This window comes from Enterococcus sp. DIV1758, from assembly GCF_051711985.1.
Taxonomy (GTDB): Bacteria; Bacillota; Bacilli; order Lactobacillales; family Enterococcaceae; genus Enterococcus; species Enterococcus faecalis.
This window is the reverse complement of the sequence record NZ_JBIOOA010000001.1, coordinates 2,313,596-2,327,993: the sequence shown is the minus strand read 5'-3', so window position 1 is coordinate 2,327,993 and position 14,398 is coordinate 2,313,596. Positions and strand designations below refer to the sequence as shown.

Genomic DNA, 14,398 nt, shown 5'->3' with positions numbered 1-14,398 from the left:
TGATTGGATGAAAATTGCAATTGTAGGTGCTGGACCCAGAGGCTTATCAGCTGCAGAACGAGTCATTGAATGGGCTCGTAAAACGGAAATAAATATTCAGCTCACGTTGTTTGATCCATACGGTCCAGGTGGGAAAATTTGGCGAGCAGAGCAACCTAATTATTTATTAATGAACACCGTGATTAGTCAAGTCACTTTATTTACAGATGAATCTTTTAGTGGCGAAGGACCAATTGTCAAGGGACCCACTCTCTATGAATGGACCCAAACAGAAGCTGCGCAGTACATTCAACAGCAACAACCCTATAATTATCTTGAGTTGTTGAAAGAATGTCATCGCCTTGGACCGAATGATCACTGCTCGAGGGCTTTTTATGGCATGTACCAAAAATGGTTTTATACGTATTTAGCCACGCGATGTAACGAACAAACATCGCTGACGTTTTTTAAAGAGCCAGTAACTGCTGTACGGGCAGGAGAGGATAACTATTATGTGTACACCCAATCCATTGAGTTTACGGCAGACAAAGTAATTTTAGCCATGGGTCACCAAGAAAATGAATTAACGACTGTTGAACAAGAGCTTGCGGACTACGCCAAGGAGCGTCGTTTGTTTTATTCTTCCCCTAAAAATGCGGCGGATGCTTTATTGGCACTTGCCAATATACCCGCAAAACAACCTGTTGTGTTAAAAGGCTTAGGTTTGGCATTTTTTGACTATTTATCTGCCTTGACGATTGGCCGCGGGGGTGTTTTTTCTCGTCAAAATGGCCGCTTACGTTATGAACCTTCTGGAAGAGAGCCTATTATTATTGCTGGTTCTGGTCGCGGTTTTCCTTCTCATCCTCGAGGGAATAATCAAAAAGGCTACGGGGAAACCTATCAGCCTGTTTTTTTAACCGAAACGTATTTAGCTGAATGTCGTAAAAAAGGACAGGTTACAGGCGCAGAGTTTTTTGGGTATTTAAAAAAAGAAGTGGAATATGTGTATTACACTTGCTTAATCGAAGAAAAATATCCGCATCTTTCTAAAGAGGCCTTTCAACAGCTGTTTATTCAAACCAAGGGAGCGCCGAAAAGCTTAGCCCACTTTGAAAAACAAGATTGGTTTGATTGGCAAGTGTTAGAACATCCTGAAACAAAGAAAACCACTCATGAACGTTTTCGTTCGTTTTTACTAGAGTATTTAAAATGGGATATTCAAGAAGCAGAGAAAGGCAATCTTAGCGGTCCTTTGACCACTGCTTTAGACAGTTTAAAAGATTTAAGAGATCAGATTCGCTTTGTTTTGGATGAAGGGTTATTAACGAATGACGAGAGTCAAAAGTGGTTGTGGCATTGGTTTACCCCGTTGAATACCTTTTTGTCAGTGGGACCTTCTGTTGAAAGAACAGAAGAGCTACAGGCGTTAGTTGAACTGGGATTAGTCACGATTCTGGGGCCAGAAATGCGTGTCGAAATGAAAGCGGGTCAATTTATTACTTATGCTAATTTGTTTCCGGAAAATCGGTATAATAGTCACTTTTTAATTGAAGCACGCATTCCCAAAGTTAATAATGAAAAAAGTTTGAATCCTTTAACGAGGCAGTTGTTAGCCGATAAGCTAGCTACGCTCCATCAACTGGCATTAGCTGATGGTCAAATAGTCAAAACAGGTGCACTCTTGATTGTGCCTGCCACGAATCAAGTCATCACAAAAGATGGACAGGTGGCGACAGGCCTTTTTAGTTGTGGTATTCCAACAGAAGGGATTCATTGGTTAACAGCCGCTGCAGCTCGTCCTGGTGTGGATCCTTGGAATATGCGCGATATGGATCGGATTGCTGCCACTATTTTTAATAGTTAAGAAAAATAGTCAGCTCCTTTGGTAAAAAAGAAAGCATAACAAGTGGTCATCCATCAAAGCGATGGATGACCACTTGTTATGCTTAAGAGAATCAACCGAGCCAGAAGCGCTCCTGTTGATTTCTTGGCGTTAGATTTTTTATCTCAACGTCACAGCTATTTTTTAACGTGCAATACGTTTACGCATCGCTTTTTTACGGTTTTCTTCAATCATATCTTCTTTTTCTTCAATTGGATCAATGACTGTTTTTTTAATAGTTGTAGCCACACCGGCTAAAGCAGCAACTGTGATAGCAGTACCGACTAACATACCTGATACAAATTTTTTCATCGTTCATTCCTTCTTTCAAATTGTATTTGTTTCTATTATGACGGAAAAAAGCAAAAAAATCCAATAGTTACAATGATTTTTCATAAACTCTACGACTAATTTAGAGATTTGTTAAAATTTACCAAGTCTTTTCTGTATTTTGATAGGAAAAATGAATAAGGAGAAATGGCCAAATTAAATCCTGTTTACAAAATGAAATAATTCAGAAGTAGACCTTATTTAATGGTACAATAGAAAAAGAAATTAGAGAGTAAAAGGAGCGTATTTATGTCTATTTTAGTATTAGGTGGCGCAGGCTACATTGGCTCACATGCCGTCGATCAATTAATTTCAAAAGGGTATGCCGTTGTGGTTGTTGATAATTTATTAACGGGACATCGTTCAGCAGTTCATGAACAAGCGACTTTCTATGAAGGCGATATTCGTGATAAAGCTTTTTTACGTAGTGTCTTTGAAAAGGAATCAATTGAAGGGGTGTTGCACTTTGCGGCCAATTCTTTAGTAGGAGAATCCGTGGAGAAACCGTTAATGTATTTCAATAACAATGTTCACGGCACGCAAATTGCCTTGGAAGTCATGCAAGAATTTGGAGTGAAACATATTGTTTTTTCTTCCACAGCGGCCACTTATGGCGAACCAAAAGCAATGCCTATTACAGAAGAAACCCCAACGAATCCTAAAAATCCGTATGGGGAAAGTAAATTAATGATGGAAAAAATCATGAAATGGTGCGACAACGCTTATGGAATGAAATATGTTGCTTTGCGTTATTTTAATGTTGCAGGAGCAAAAAAAGATGACTCAATTGGTGAGGATCACACGCCAGAAACGCATATTGTACCAATTATTTTACAAGTGGCATTAGGCCAACGAGCAGAGCTAAGTATTTTTGGGGATGATTATGATACCCCAGATGGCACGTGCATTCGAGATTATGTTTATATTGAAGACTTGATTGCAGCACATATTTTGGCTTTAGAATATTTGAAAAATGGCGGCGAAAGTGACGTCTTTAACTTGGGAAGCAACAACGGCTATTCTGTTAAAGAAATGTTAGATGCTGCTCGCGAAGTGACAGGTCAAGAAATTCCTGCGACAATCGCCCCACGCCGAGCAGGGGATCCTAGTACATTAATTGCTTCTAGTGAAAAAGCCAAACGAGTTTTAGGCTGGCAACCAGAAGTAACTGAGGTCAAGGACATTATCGCCACCGCTTGGCAATGGCACCAAGTTCATCCACATGGATATCAAGAAAAGTAATAGGAGGAATGAATCGATGACCACGAGTCAAATGATTGCCGATTTTACCACACTTGCTATTCAAGCAGGTGGTTGGATGGAATTGGATCGCTTATATCTTCAGAACCGTTTATTATCAATGATTGGTGAACAAGAATTAGGCGAAGTAGACATACGGCCTGTGGCAACACCCGCCGCTGATTTGGCGGAACAATTGTGTCAAATTGCGAGTGCCAATCAACTTGTAAAAACAGAGCAACAAAAAGAACAGTTCGTGGTGCAATTGATGGATTTGTTGACACCGCCACCTTCTGTGGTTAATGCTTTTTTTGCACAACATTATGCCAAAGAGCCACAAGAGGCTACCGAGTATTTTTACCAACTTTGTCAAAAAAACGGTACGGTCATTGAACAGGAAGAACCTGTTGTTTTTTCAACAGTCTATGGTGATTTTTTAGCAAATAAGGTCCACAGTGAGGCGCCAAAAGCAACGCTCTCTGCACAAAGATATCCCCGCTGTGAATGGTGCATGGCAACAGAAGGCTACCAGGGAAGTCAGCAATTTCCTGCGACTACGAACCATCGAGTGATTCGAATGAACTTAGATGGCGAAAGCTGGGGGTTTTCCTTTGTAAAACAGGCACAATATCAGCAACAAGGTGTGATTGCGTTTGAAAAACATCAGGCAGCGAAACGTTCAGTTAAGACTTTTCAGCAATTGTTGAAAATTGTTGAGGTCTTTCCTCATTATTTTGCTGGGATTGATGCTGTCTTTGAACAAAATGAGCATGTCTATTATCAAACGGGTTTGCAACAATTTCCATTAGCCGAAGCGAGCATTTCAGAATATGTTGAGTTAGCTAACTATCCTTTAATCAACGCAGGAATGGTGAATTGGCCAGTTGCGACATTTCGCTTAGAGGGACCGAATGCGTCAGAAGTTGCCCAAGCCGCAAATGATATTTTTGAGCAATGGCAAACGCTGAAACTGCCAACGGATGAGATACAAATCGTTGCACGACGAAAAGAACTTTTATATGTCATGGACTTAATTTTTAGTCGACCTCAAGCAAAGCCTTCGTTAACGTTAGCAGAAGTCCAAGGTTTAATGACTTGGAGCAACCAGAAAACGCAGGCGCTTGAAACGGTCGCTTCAGCGTATCAACAGCGACTAAAAGAAGCCAGTGCGTTTGCAGAAACAAGTGAAGGAAAAGCGGCTTTTTTAGCAATGGTTGCGCCAGTGACTCATTAAAAGAAAAAAGATGCCGAATGACTAAAAATCACGTATAATAGATAAGAATGAAAAATAAGGGAGGGTAAAAAATGGCTTATCAAGCACTTTATCGGGTCTGGCGTTCACAACGTTTCGATGACGTAGTAGGACAAAAAGCAATTACTCAGACACTGAAAAATGCGATAGTGCAAAAGAAAACATCTCATGCCTATTTATTTACTGGCCCTCGTGGTACAGGTAAAACCAGTGCCGCAAAAATTTTCGCTAAAGCGATTAACTGTAAACATAGTCAAGATGGTGAACCTTGTAATGTTTGTGAAACCTGTGTAGCCATTACGGAAGGTCGTTTAAATGATGTCATTGAAATTGATGCGGCGAGTAATAATGGCGTGGAAGAAATCCGTGATATTCGTGATAAAGCAAAGTATGCACCGACACAAGCCGAGTACAAAGTTTATATTATTGATGAAGTTCATATGCTATCAACAGGCGCGTTCAATGCACTTTTAAAAACCTTGGAAGAACCACCACAAAATGTTATTTTTATCTTAGCAACGACTGAACCACACAAGATTCCGTTAACGATTATCTCACGGACGCAACGCTTTGATTTTAAGCGAATTAGTACGCAAGATATCGTCGATCATATGGCCCATATCATGCAGGAAATGGCTCTCGATTATGAGGAACAAGCCCTTTATGTGATTGGGCGTGCTGCGGAAGGTGGGATGCGAGATGCCTTGAGTATCTTGGATCAAACGATTTCATTTAGTGATGAAAAAGTAACACTGGAAGATGCAATGCAAGTGACAGGCAGCCTAACCTATGAAATGATGGATCATTATATTCAGTGTTGTGTCGCCGGTGATGTTGAACGAGCATTAGAAGGCTTGGAAAGTATTTTAGGCGAAGGCAAAGAAGCGCGCCGTTTCTTAGAAGATTTGTTATTATATTGTCGAGATTTGCTGATGTATCAGCAAGCACCGAAGTTATTAGCAGAAAAAGCAGGAACTTTGACAGAAGCATTTAAGGAACTAGCTACACAAACACCTGCTGAAAAAATATATCAACTAATCCAAATTTTAAGTGACACACAAAATGAGATCCGCTTTACCAACAATGCGAATATCTATCTGGAAGTAGCCACTGTCAAATTAGCTAAAACGGTGCAATCTAATAAACACAACACGCCAGAAACAACTAATCAAGGTGGTAGTGCAGAGGGAAATCCAGAATTAGCAGATTTACAAAATCAAATCGGGCAACTGAAGAAAGAACTGGCTGAATTAAAGAAACACGGTGTAGCTGCTAAAGAAGCAGATGCGCCACGTCAACAAGCACGACCACAAGCGCCAAAAAGTTCGTTCCGTGTACCCACAGAACGGGTATATCAAGTCTTAAACGAAGCGACTAGAACACATTTAATGAATGTGAAAAATGTTTGGGAAGACTTACTGCAAACATTATCTGTGACTCAACGAGCGATGCTAAAGGCTAGTGAACCTGTCGCAGCGAGTCCTAAGGGGATTGTGGTGGCATTTGACTATGAGATTGTTTGTGCTCGTGCAACAGACGATGAAGAGATGCAGTTAGCTTTCAATAATAATTTAAGCCGTTTGATGGACTATACACCAGAGATGGTCTGCATTACTAGAGAAAGCTGGCCAAAACTAAGACAAAGTTTTATTAACCAAAATCAGGGCAGTTTGAATCATTCTGAACCTGAAAATGAAATGGCTCGTCTAGCGGACGAACCGCCTGTAACAAATGAACATTCACAAGAAAATCCAGTAGTAGATGAAGCAATCGCTATGTTTGGTGAAGAGCTTGTCGAAGTACTAGATGATTAATACGAAGGAGTAGAGGAATTATGATGCGAGGAATGGGCAACATGCAAGGCATGATGAAACAAGTACAAAAAATGCAAAAAGAAATGGCCAAAGCGCAAGAAGCGCTAAATGAAAAAGAATTTATCGGTGAAGCAACCAATCAACTTGTGACAGCGACCTTTACTGGTGATCGCACAATGAAAGATTTGACCATTAAAGAAGACGTGGTTGATCCTGAAGACGTTGATATGTTACAAGATTTAGTCATTATGGCTGTCAACGACGCGTTAGTAAAAATTGAAAAAGAAACCGAAGCAACTTTAGGTAAATACACTAAAGGAATGCCAGGATTCTAAAAAATAAGACAAACGAAAGTATGAAAAACGTCATGCCCAAAAAATCGAACTTTTTGGGCATGATGTTTTTTCTGTTTTTGTGGGAAAACTCTTTGGCAATTTTAGTAGTCCCTTCCAAAAAACTATGCTATACTAAAGCCAATTGAAGAGAAACATTTGGGGTGCTATTAGCTGAGATTATACCCATGGAACCTGAAACAGTTAGGACTGGCGCAGGGAAATGTCTTGAAATTTTGACCGATTATTGCACCCAACTACGTTTATTTGTGGTTGGGTTTTTCTGTCTTTTTCAGTCGCGCCTCCTTTTGCTTCTCGCAGAAAGGAGTTTTTTTACGTGGAAAAAAATCGAATCCACAGAGTTACGTTACTGGCTTTAATGATTGCGATGGACGTTGTATTATCGCCGTTAATGCGAATTGAGGGAATGGCCCCTATGTCCAGTGTCATGAACATTATTGCCGGAGTTTTATTAGGTCCTCTTTACGGAACGCTCATGGCACTTGTCTGCGGCTTAATCCGTATGACATTCTTAGGTATTCCGCCATTAGCGTTAACAGGTGCCGTTTTTGGCGCGTTTTTTGCTGGTTTATTTTATCAATGGGGACAAAAATTAGGCTGGTCGATGCTAGGGGAAATTTTTGGGACAGGCATCATTGGCTCGTTATTGTCCTATCCTGTAATGGTTTGGTTTACTGGCAGTAAGCAGAATTTTTATTGGTTCATTTATACACCACGATTTATTGGTGCCACACTGATTGGTTCAGTGATTGCTTGGCTTGTCTTAGTAAAACTGAAAGAAACTCGGGTATTTAAACAAACACAGGAATTATTTTTGGGAGGGTACTTTTATGAAAACAAGCGTTAAGTTTGAAACGATTTTTCCACTGACAACGGCACCATTAATTCAGTGCATTACGAATGAAATTACGTGTGAGTCTATGGCGAATGCATTACTTTATATTGATGCTAAACCCATTATGGCAGATGATCCCCGGGAATTTCCGCAGTTGTTTCAGCAAACCAGTGCCTTGGTTTTGAATTTAGGCCATTTATCACAAGAACGAGAGCAGAGCTTGTTAGCAGCTAGTGATTATGCTCGGCAAGTGAATAAACCGACCGTAGTCGATTTAGTCGGTTATGGCGCCAGTGATATTCGCAATGAAGTTGGGGAAAAGCTGGTGCACAATCAGCCAACCGTTGTGAAAGGGAATCTTTCAGAAATGCGGACTTTTTGCCAGTTGGTGAGTCATGGCCGAGGAGTGGATGGCAGCCCTTTGGATCAAAGTGAAGAAGCAATTGAGGAACTGATTCAGGCTTTACGTCAACAAACGCAAAAGTTTCCCCAGACGGTATTTTTAGCAACAGGGATTCAAGATGTCTTGGTTAGCCAAGAGCAAGTGATTGTCTTACAAAATGGTGTTCCTGAGTTGGATTGTTTCACTGGCACGGGCGATTTAGTCGGCGCATTAGTTGCCGCTTTATTAGGTGAAGGCAACGCGCCAATGACTGCGGCAGTAGCCGCAGTGAGCTATTTTAATCTTTGCGGAGAAAAAGCCAAGACTAAGAGCCAAGGGCTGGCCGATTTTCGCCAAAATACGTTAAATCAGTTATCTCTTTTAATGAAGGAGAAGGATTGGTTTGAGGCGGTGAAAGGACGAGTGCTATGAGAGAGCAATTGAAAGTTTATTTGGTGACAGGACGGTATGATTTTAGTGATACTGAATTTTTAAACCGAATTGAAACTGCTTGTCGCAGTGGAGTGACATTGGTCCAACTGCGCGAAAAGGAAGTGTCAACACGGCGCTTTTACGAATTAGCAGTGAAAGTTAAAGCGGTAACAGATGCGTATCAGATTCCGTTGATTATTAATGATCGTGTCGATATTTGCTTGGCAGTGGATGCGGCAGGTGTGCATATAGGGGATGATGAATTACCGGTTGCTCTTGTGCGAAAACTGGTTGGGGCCACAAAAATCGTAGGTGTTTCAGCCAAAACGGTGGCACGAGGAGTTAAAGCGGAAAACGAGGGCGCCGATTATTTAGGCGTGGGCGCAATTTTCCCCACAACGACTAAGGACAGTCCGTTAACTTCTTTGCAGACACTTTCTGAAATTGCTGCAGCAGTCACGATTCCTGTTGTGGCGATTGGTGGGATCAAAGAAGAAAATATAGAACAACTTATGGGAACGGGAGTGGCTGGTGTTTCACTGGTCAGTGAAATTATGCTGGCTGAACAGATAGCCGAGAAAGTTCAAGGGTTGATGCGTGTAACGGAGCGAATGTTGGAGGCGAGAAAATGACCGAATATAATTTGACCCCACAAGTAGTCACGATTGCTGGTTCTGATTCTGGTGGGGGAGCTGGCATGCAAGCAGATTTAAAAACATTTCAAGCGCGGCAGGCATTTGGCTTAAATATTGTCATTGCATTGACGGCACAAAATACGTATGGCGTACAAGAAAGTTTGCCGATTCCTAGTTCATTTATTGATGCACAATTTCAATCACTGGCGGCTGATTTTAAAATTGGGGCAGCGAAAACGGGGATGTTAGCAGATATTGAGCGTGTCGAAGCTGTTGTTCGCAATTTGCAGAAAGTTGATTTTGGTCCGTTGATTGTCGATCCTGTAATGGTGGCTAAAGGTGGACATCATTTGTTAGAAGCTGAGGCAGTTCAAACGATTAAAGAGCAACTGTTGCCATTAGCAACGGTCGTGACACCTAATTTACCAGAAGCGGAAGTTTTACTAGAGACGACCATCAAGACAGAACAAGAAATGCAGACCGCAGCAAAAAAATTACAGCAATTGGGCACAAAAAATATTATTATGAAAGGCGGACATAGCACAAATCAACAAGCGGCTGATTATGTGTTAATGGAAGACGGTTCGAGCTTTTGGCTAAGTGCACCACGAATTGTAACGAAAAATACTCATGGAACAGGAGATACTTTTTCAGCGTGTATCGCAGCCGAATTAGCAAAAGGTAAGCCGTTAGAAGCGGCGATTGTGATTGGCAAACAGTTTATACAAGGGGCCATTAGCCAAGCAATTTCTGTTGGACATGGCCACGGACCCACTAATCATTGGGCCCAATTAACGCAAGATATTCAAGTTATTAAAGCATAAGAAGAGCCTGGGGAAAAATCATTTTAGATTTTTCTCCAGGCTCTTAAATAGCTTAAAGCTCCTTTTTTATATAGTTTATAAACGTTTTGTTCACTAATCTTCACATTTTAAATAAATTTCTTGGCCTTGTTCTTGCAAATGAGCCACGTGGGATTCTCCCCAATTACATAAGTTATCTAAGACAGCAGAGAGGCTTTGACCATAATCGCTTAAATAATATTCGACTTTTGGTGGAACTTGGTTGTAAACTTTCCGCTCGATAATGTTGTCTTCTTCGAGTTCCCGTAATTGTTGTGTCAGCATTTTTTGACTAATGCCAGTAATGCCGCGTTTTAAATCGCTGGGGCGCATGGCGCCGTGCCGTAAATTACACAGAATAATTGGTTTCCATTTGCCGCCAATAACATCCATCGTTGCTTCGACACCAATCGCATATGTACGAGTTTCCAAAAAACATTCCTCCTTAATAGGTTGATAATAAACAAAAGTTACTAAAAGGTACCTATGATACAAAAAAGTAGGTACTTATCAAAATTTCAATCTTAGTATATAGTAATTTTTGTTGAAATTCAAATGTTTTTTAGGAGGAAGAGAATGGAAAAGAAAATTTCACCAAATTTAACGCTCTTTGCATTAGCTATCAATGCTTTCGCAATCGGTTCAACAGAATTTATTAGTGTGGGTTTATTACCAATGATTGTTAAAAGTTTTCATATTAGTCTTTCCCAAGCAGGTTTGACTGTTTCTTTATACGCTTTAGGTGTGACGATTGGGGCGCCGTTATTAACAATTTTGACAGGAAAATGGAATCGTCGCTCATTAATGCTGGGGATTATGCTTCTTTTCATTAGTGGGAATTTAATTGCTGCGTTTGCGCCAACGTTTATTATTTTATTGGTAGGGCGGATACTTTCTGCATTGGCGCATGGTATTTTCATGTCTGTTTCGACTGTCATCGCCGCAGATGTTGTGCCGCCGTCACGTCGAGCTAGCGCTATTGCTATTATGTTTACGGGCTTAACGGTTGCAACAGTGACTGGCGTACCTTTAGGGACGTTTATTGGGCAACAAACAGCTTGGCATATGTCCTTTCTTTTTATAGCCAGTATTGGCTTGGTGGGACTGATTGCTAGTTATTTTTTAGTTCCCAAAAATTTACCGATACCAGGAAAGGTTGACTTAAAAGGAATCACGCGGATTTTTACGAACAAACCCCTCGTTTTCTCTTTTCTAATTACTGCTTTTGGTTATGGTGGAACGTTTGCTGCATATACGTACTTGTCACCGTTATTGGAAAATTTAGGCTTTTCAGCCAATGCGGTAGTGATTATTTTAGTTGTTTATGGCGTAATGGTTGCAATTGGCAATACAGTAGGTGGTCACTGGGCAAATAAAAAACCTTTAGATTCGTTAGTAAAAATGTTTAGCTTATTAATTCTGTCCTTAGTCTTTTTATTTATTACTGTTTTAATGGATAACAGTCTTCTAGGCTTATTAGCAAGTTTGATGTTGGGTCTATTTGCCTTTATGAATGTACCTGGTTTACAACTATATGTTGTAGAATTAGCGGAAAAGTATGTTCCAGAAGATATCACTTTGGCCTCAGCTTTTAATATTGCAGCCTTTAATATTGGGATTACCGTTGGCTCAATGACAGGTGGGGTAGTCACAGATCATTTATCAGTAACATATACACCGATTTTTGGTGGCTTTATCGTGTTGATTGCCGTCTTGTTCGTACTATATATTCGGAAGCAAGAAGCATAAAAAAACAACTATCTTTAGAAAACTAGAAAAAAACAGCTGGTCACTACGGAACGGACCAGCTGCTTTTTTTTAAGCTTTTTTGCGGAAATAATTCCAGCAAGCAATTAAAACAATTACTAATAAGGTTAACAAGAAAATCAGAGAAATGAGGGAGCCCATCGTTGTCCCCTGAGCAAAATTATCTGCGTGGTCTTGAGCGATATTAATAATCGTCGCTACGATGGCCGTCGCAATAGCGCCAGAAAATTGTTGAAGTGTATTAAATAACGTATTACCGTCGCCAAAATCTTTCTCCTCTAACAAGCTCATACCAGTCGTCATCATATTACTGTATGCAAAACCTAGACCAATCATATAGGTAACATGTCCAGCGACGAATCCTAATAAAACAGGCATCTCTAGTAAAATTGTTAAAGCTAGCCAACCGATTGTCGCCAAACTTAAGCCAAATAATATAGGTTTTTTAGCGCCGTATTGATCCAACACTCGTCCAGAAAGTGGTGCCAAAATGGCCCCGACTGTAGCACCTGGCAACATGACTAGCCCAGCTACAAACGCATTTTTTCCAAGGACGATTTGAACAAAGTTTGGTAAGACAAAGGAAATACCTAACAATAAGAATTGACAAACTAAAAAGCCACATAAAAATAAAACGAAGGCGGGATTTTTTAAAATTGTCAAACGAACTAGTGGCTGTTCAGCGGTCGTTGCTCGTTTATAAAAAATAACAAAGCCAATAACGGCTGCCAGAAGTGAAAGCCAGCCAAACAATGTGCCAATTTTACTTAAAAACATCAACAAACCACTAAATAACAGGGCAATACCAATTAAACTAACCAAATCAAGAGTGGTGGTTTTTTTAACAGGTATTTCTGGAATAGCCGATAATCCCATAAACAAAGAAAGTAGTAAAATAGGAATTAAGAATAAAAAGATGGCGTGCCAAGACAGGGAAGATGTTAAGATTCCACCATACGTTGGACCAATGGCTGGAGCAATTGAAGTGGTCAATGTGCCTACCCCCATCATCGTTCCCCGTTTTTCCAGCGGGGTAAAGTTCAAAATAATATGAAACATCAGTGGCAAAGCAATCCCAGTGCTAGCCCCTTGGAAGAGTCGGCCTAATAACAAGATACTGAAAGATGGCGAATAGACATCAATCGCTAAACCAATCAAAAAGAAAAGATTCGAAACGATAAATAAGCGTCTTAGCGAATAGGTTTTTAATAAATAATTGGATAAGGGCACCATGATAGAAATAACTAATAAATAAATCGTTGTCACCCACTGCACGGTACCGGTGGAAACACCAAATTCCTTTGTTAATGTCGGAAAGGTTACATTCATTGCTGTTTCAATTAATACGCCAGCAAAAGACATAATTCCTGTCGCTAAAACGGCAGGGAATAATCGTACGTTTTTTTGTTCCATTTAATCACCTCTATAGTTTTCATTTTTTCGTAAAAAAATAGAAGCAGTTTCTATAAGAATAGAAACCGCCTCTCTCTCGACACGCAACTTGCGTGTTATCTGTACGATTTGTTTACATGTTGCATTGTAAACAGTTTTTAGGCAATCGTCAAGCAGAAAATAATTAACGTTGCATGAAGAAACTAATAATTGCAAAAATAGCAATGTGAGCTGGATAGAAAATATAAAAGAAATTCCGCATGCCACGGCCTTTTTCACCATTATAAAGAACAATTGGAATCGCTGCTAAAATCATCATCCATTGGTGGTTCACCCCGAATAGTTCTTGGAAATTATAGCTGGCTGCTGAAATCAACGCAACAACGCCAATTGCTGAAATTTGTAACCACTTTTTGCCATGGAATAAATAAAAAGCCACGGCCAAGAGAACAAATAAAAACCCACCTTCTGTCATCATTAGTGATGGCACAATCAGATTGAAAATTTGGAAACCAATTAAGATAGCAGGGTTGCTTAATATGTCTGGAGAACTAAAAACGACGAAAGGTAGAGCACTGATTAATAAAGGCACAATAAACCAAAGAAGCCCTTTACCAATTTGTTTTTGTTTAAAATAGTCCATAGACTGCATGTAGACCGTACCTAAAAATAACGTCCCAAAAATATTATTGATAATTAAGCCACCTGTTGAAAAATACGCATTTAAAATGCCGTTCAGAATCCCCATAATCCAGAAGCCTAACAACAACCGGAACATGTATTTTCGCCGATTGCTTGTGTGAATGAAGCCTTCAGAACTTTCAAATAAGAAAATAGGTGCAGCAATTCGTCCAATCCATCCGAACCAACCAGGCACGCCTAAAAAACTAAAAAATTGCAATAGATGGTCAAAGACCATTGAAATAACCCCAATGACTTTCAAATGAAAGCCAGTTAATGTTTTACCCATAGTATAAACGCCTCTCTTTCATAAAGAACAATATAACAAAGTTCAGAAAAACCAACCATTTATTTGCCTAACAGTTATCTTACAAAATTGTTTGATTTCTTCAGCTTTTGATGAAAGAAAAAAGTGCCAAGACTAGTTTTTATAATTATTCTATGCTATAGTAAAAGTACATTTTAATAAAAAACATTTGGGGTGCTGTTATGGCTGAGATGATACCCATTGAACCTGATGCAGTTAGTACTGTCGCAGGGAAATGCCGATTTACTTTGATTTTTCACGCACTCATTCTGT

Annotated in this window: 14 protein-coding genes and 2 riboswitches; of the genes, 10 read left to right on the top strand and 4 right to left on the bottom strand. The window is 39.9% G+C overall.

Annotation, left to right across the window (positions count from 1 at the left end):
- Nucleotides 1-7 precede the first annotated feature (7 nt).
- Complete coding sequence (locus IGJ52_RS11320; RefSeq protein WP_438792120.1) at nucleotides 8-1,846, top strand: FAD/NAD(P)-binding protein; 1,839 nt, start codon at nucleotides 8-10, stop codon at nucleotides 1,844-1,846.
- A gap of 162 nt (nucleotides 1,847-2,008) precedes the next feature.
- Here the strand turns inward: IGJ52_RS11320 and IGJ52_RS11315 are convergent, their stop codons facing one another.
- On the bottom strand, nucleotides 2,009-2,176 hold the full coding sequence (locus tag IGJ52_RS11315; RefSeq protein WP_002356337.1) for a DUF3042 family protein: 168 nt from the start codon (nucleotides 2,174-2,176) through the stop codon (nucleotides 2,009-2,011).
- Nucleotides 2,177-2,443: 267 nt separating this feature from the next.
- Between IGJ52_RS11315 and galE the strand changes: the two genes are divergently transcribed.
- The 8 genes from galE (at nucleotide 2,444) to thiD (ending at nucleotide 9,960) form a co-directional block, all read left to right on the top strand.
- Nucleotides 2,444-3,436: a UDP-glucose 4-epimerase GalE gene (gene galE / locus IGJ52_RS11310; protein WP_438792119.1), complete on the top strand. Its 993-nt coding sequence runs from the start codon at nucleotides 2,444-2,446 to the stop codon at nucleotides 3,434-3,436.
- Nucleotides 3,417-4,667, top strand: a complete 1,251-nt coding sequence (locus IGJ52_RS11305; RefSeq protein WP_025191181.1) for a UDP-glucose--hexose-1-phosphate uridylyltransferase — start codon at nucleotides 3,417-3,419, stop codon at nucleotides 4,665-4,667. Before galE ends, IGJ52_RS11305 begins: the two co-directional genes overlap by 20 nt.
- A 71-nt stretch (nucleotides 4,668-4,738) precedes the next feature.
- Nucleotides 4,739-6,499 (top strand): DNA polymerase III subunit gamma/tau, encoded by a 1,761-nt coding sequence (dnaX, locus tag IGJ52_RS11300; RefSeq protein ID WP_002376472.1) that lies wholly within the window; start codon nucleotides 4,739-4,741, stop codon nucleotides 6,497-6,499.
- A 20-nt stretch (nucleotides 6,500-6,519) separates the two neighbouring features.
- Complete coding sequence (locus tag IGJ52_RS11295; RefSeq protein WP_002382484.1) at nucleotides 6,520-6,834, top strand: YbaB/EbfC family nucleoid-associated protein; 315 nt, start codon at nucleotides 6,520-6,522, stop codon at nucleotides 6,832-6,834.
- A 147-nt stretch (nucleotides 6,835-6,981) separates the two neighbouring features.
- Nucleotides 6,982-7,070, top strand: a riboswitch (TPP riboswitch).
- A 140-nt stretch (nucleotides 7,071-7,210) separates the two neighbouring features.
- Nucleotides 7,211-7,699, top strand: coding sequence for an energy coupling factor transporter S component ThiW (thiW, locus tag IGJ52_RS11290; protein ID WP_002356342.1), 489 nt, complete (start codon nucleotides 7,211-7,213; stop codon nucleotides 7,697-7,699).
- The gene (locus IGJ52_RS11285; protein ID WP_002397896.1) at nucleotides 7,683-8,501 is read left to right on the top strand and encodes a hydroxyethylthiazole kinase; all 819 of its coding nucleotides are present in this window, start codon (nucleotides 7,683-7,685) and stop codon (nucleotides 8,499-8,501) included. The genes thiW and IGJ52_RS11285 overlap by 17 nt, the downstream gene beginning before the upstream one ends.
- The gene (thiE, locus tag IGJ52_RS11280) at nucleotides 8,498-9,133 is read left to right on the top strand and encodes a thiamine phosphate synthase (protein WP_438792118.1); all 636 of its coding nucleotides are present in this window, start codon (nucleotides 8,498-8,500) and stop codon (nucleotides 9,131-9,133) included. The genes IGJ52_RS11285 and thiE overlap by 4 nt, the downstream gene beginning before the upstream one ends.
- The gene (gene thiD, locus IGJ52_RS11275; protein WP_438792117.1) at nucleotides 9,130-9,960 is read left to right on the top strand and encodes a bifunctional hydroxymethylpyrimidine kinase/phosphomethylpyrimidine kinase; all 831 of its coding nucleotides are present in this window, start codon (nucleotides 9,130-9,132) and stop codon (nucleotides 9,958-9,960) included. Before thiE ends, thiD begins: the two co-directional genes overlap by 4 nt.
- A 93-nt stretch (nucleotides 9,961-10,053) precedes the next feature.
- On the opposite strand, the gene IGJ52_RS11270 is transcribed toward thiD, so the two are convergent.
- A complete protein-coding gene (locus IGJ52_RS11270) occupies nucleotides 10,054-10,410 on the bottom strand; it encodes a winged helix-turn-helix transcriptional regulator (RefSeq protein WP_002356348.1) in 357 nt (118 codons plus the stop codon).
- A 144-nt stretch (nucleotides 10,411-10,554) separates the two neighbouring features.
- Here IGJ52_RS11270 and IGJ52_RS11265 point away from each other — a divergent pair, with 144 nt between their 5' ends.
- Entirely contained in the window at nucleotides 10,555-11,727 is a 1,173-nt protein-coding gene (locus tag IGJ52_RS11265) for an MFS transporter (RefSeq protein WP_002382489.1), read from the top strand.
- Between the two features lie 69 nt (nucleotides 11,728-11,796).
- Here IGJ52_RS11265 and IGJ52_RS11260 read toward each other — a convergent pair whose 3' ends face one another.
- Together IGJ52_RS11260 and IGJ52_RS11255 are read right to left on the bottom strand one after the other, a co-directional pair.
- Nucleotides 11,797-13,158 carry an MFS transporter gene (locus IGJ52_RS11260; protein WP_241708692.1) on the bottom strand — a complete coding sequence of 454 codons (1,362 nt, stop codon included), beginning with the start codon at nucleotides 13,156-13,158 and terminating at the stop codon, nucleotides 11,797-11,799.
- A gap of 163 nt (nucleotides 13,159-13,321) precedes the next feature.
- Nucleotides 13,322-14,107 (bottom strand): TraX family protein, encoded by a 786-nt coding sequence (locus IGJ52_RS11255; protein WP_085406402.1) that lies wholly within the window; start codon nucleotides 14,105-14,107, stop codon nucleotides 13,322-13,324.
- A 178-nt stretch (nucleotides 14,108-14,285) separates the two neighbouring features.
- A riboswitch (TPP riboswitch) is annotated at nucleotides 14,286-14,376 on the top strand.
- Nucleotides 14,377-14,398 lie beyond the last annotated feature (22 nt).

Coding starts and splice junctions, on each gene's coding strand:
- IGJ52_RS11320 (WP_438792120.1), top strand. CDS start 8: ATGAAAATTGCAATTGTAGGTGCTGGACCCAGAGGCTTATCAGCTGCA.
- IGJ52_RS11315 (WP_002356337.1), bottom strand. CDS start 2,176: ATGAAAAAATTTGTATCAGGTATGTTAGTCGGTACTGCTATCACAGTT.
- galE (WP_438792119.1), top strand. CDS start 2,444: ATGTCTATTTTAGTATTAGGTGGCGCAGGCTACATTGGCTCACATGCC.
- IGJ52_RS11305 (WP_025191181.1), top strand. CDS start 3,417: ATGGATATCAAGAAAAGTAATAGGAGGAATGAATCGATGACCACGAGT.
- dnaX (WP_002376472.1), top strand. CDS start 4,739: ATGGCTTATCAAGCACTTTATCGGGTCTGGCGTTCACAACGTTTCGAT.
- IGJ52_RS11295 (WP_002382484.1), top strand. CDS start 6,520: ATGATGCGAGGAATGGGCAACATGCAAGGCATGATGAAACAAGTACAA.
- thiW (WP_002356342.1), top strand. CDS start 7,211: ATGATTGCGATGGACGTTGTATTATCGCCGTTAATGCGAATTGAGGGA.
- IGJ52_RS11285 (WP_002397896.1), top strand. CDS start 7,683: ATGAAAACAAGCGTTAAGTTTGAAACGATTTTTCCACTGACAACGGCA.
- thiE (WP_438792118.1), top strand. CDS start 8,498: ATGAGAGAGCAATTGAAAGTTTATTTGGTGACAGGACGGTATGATTTT.
- thiD (WP_438792117.1), top strand. CDS start 9,130: ATGACCGAATATAATTTGACCCCACAAGTAGTCACGATTGCTGGTTCT.
- IGJ52_RS11265 (WP_002382489.1), top strand. CDS start 10,555: ATGGAAAAGAAAATTTCACCAAATTTAACGCTCTTTGCATTAGCTATC.
- IGJ52_RS11260 (WP_241708692.1), bottom strand. CDS start 13,158: ATGGAACAAAAAAACGTACGATTATTCCCTGCCGTTTTAGCGACAGGA.
- IGJ52_RS11255 (WP_085406402.1), bottom strand. CDS start 14,107: ATGGGTAAAACATTAACTGGCTTTCATTTGAAAGTCATTGGGGTTATT.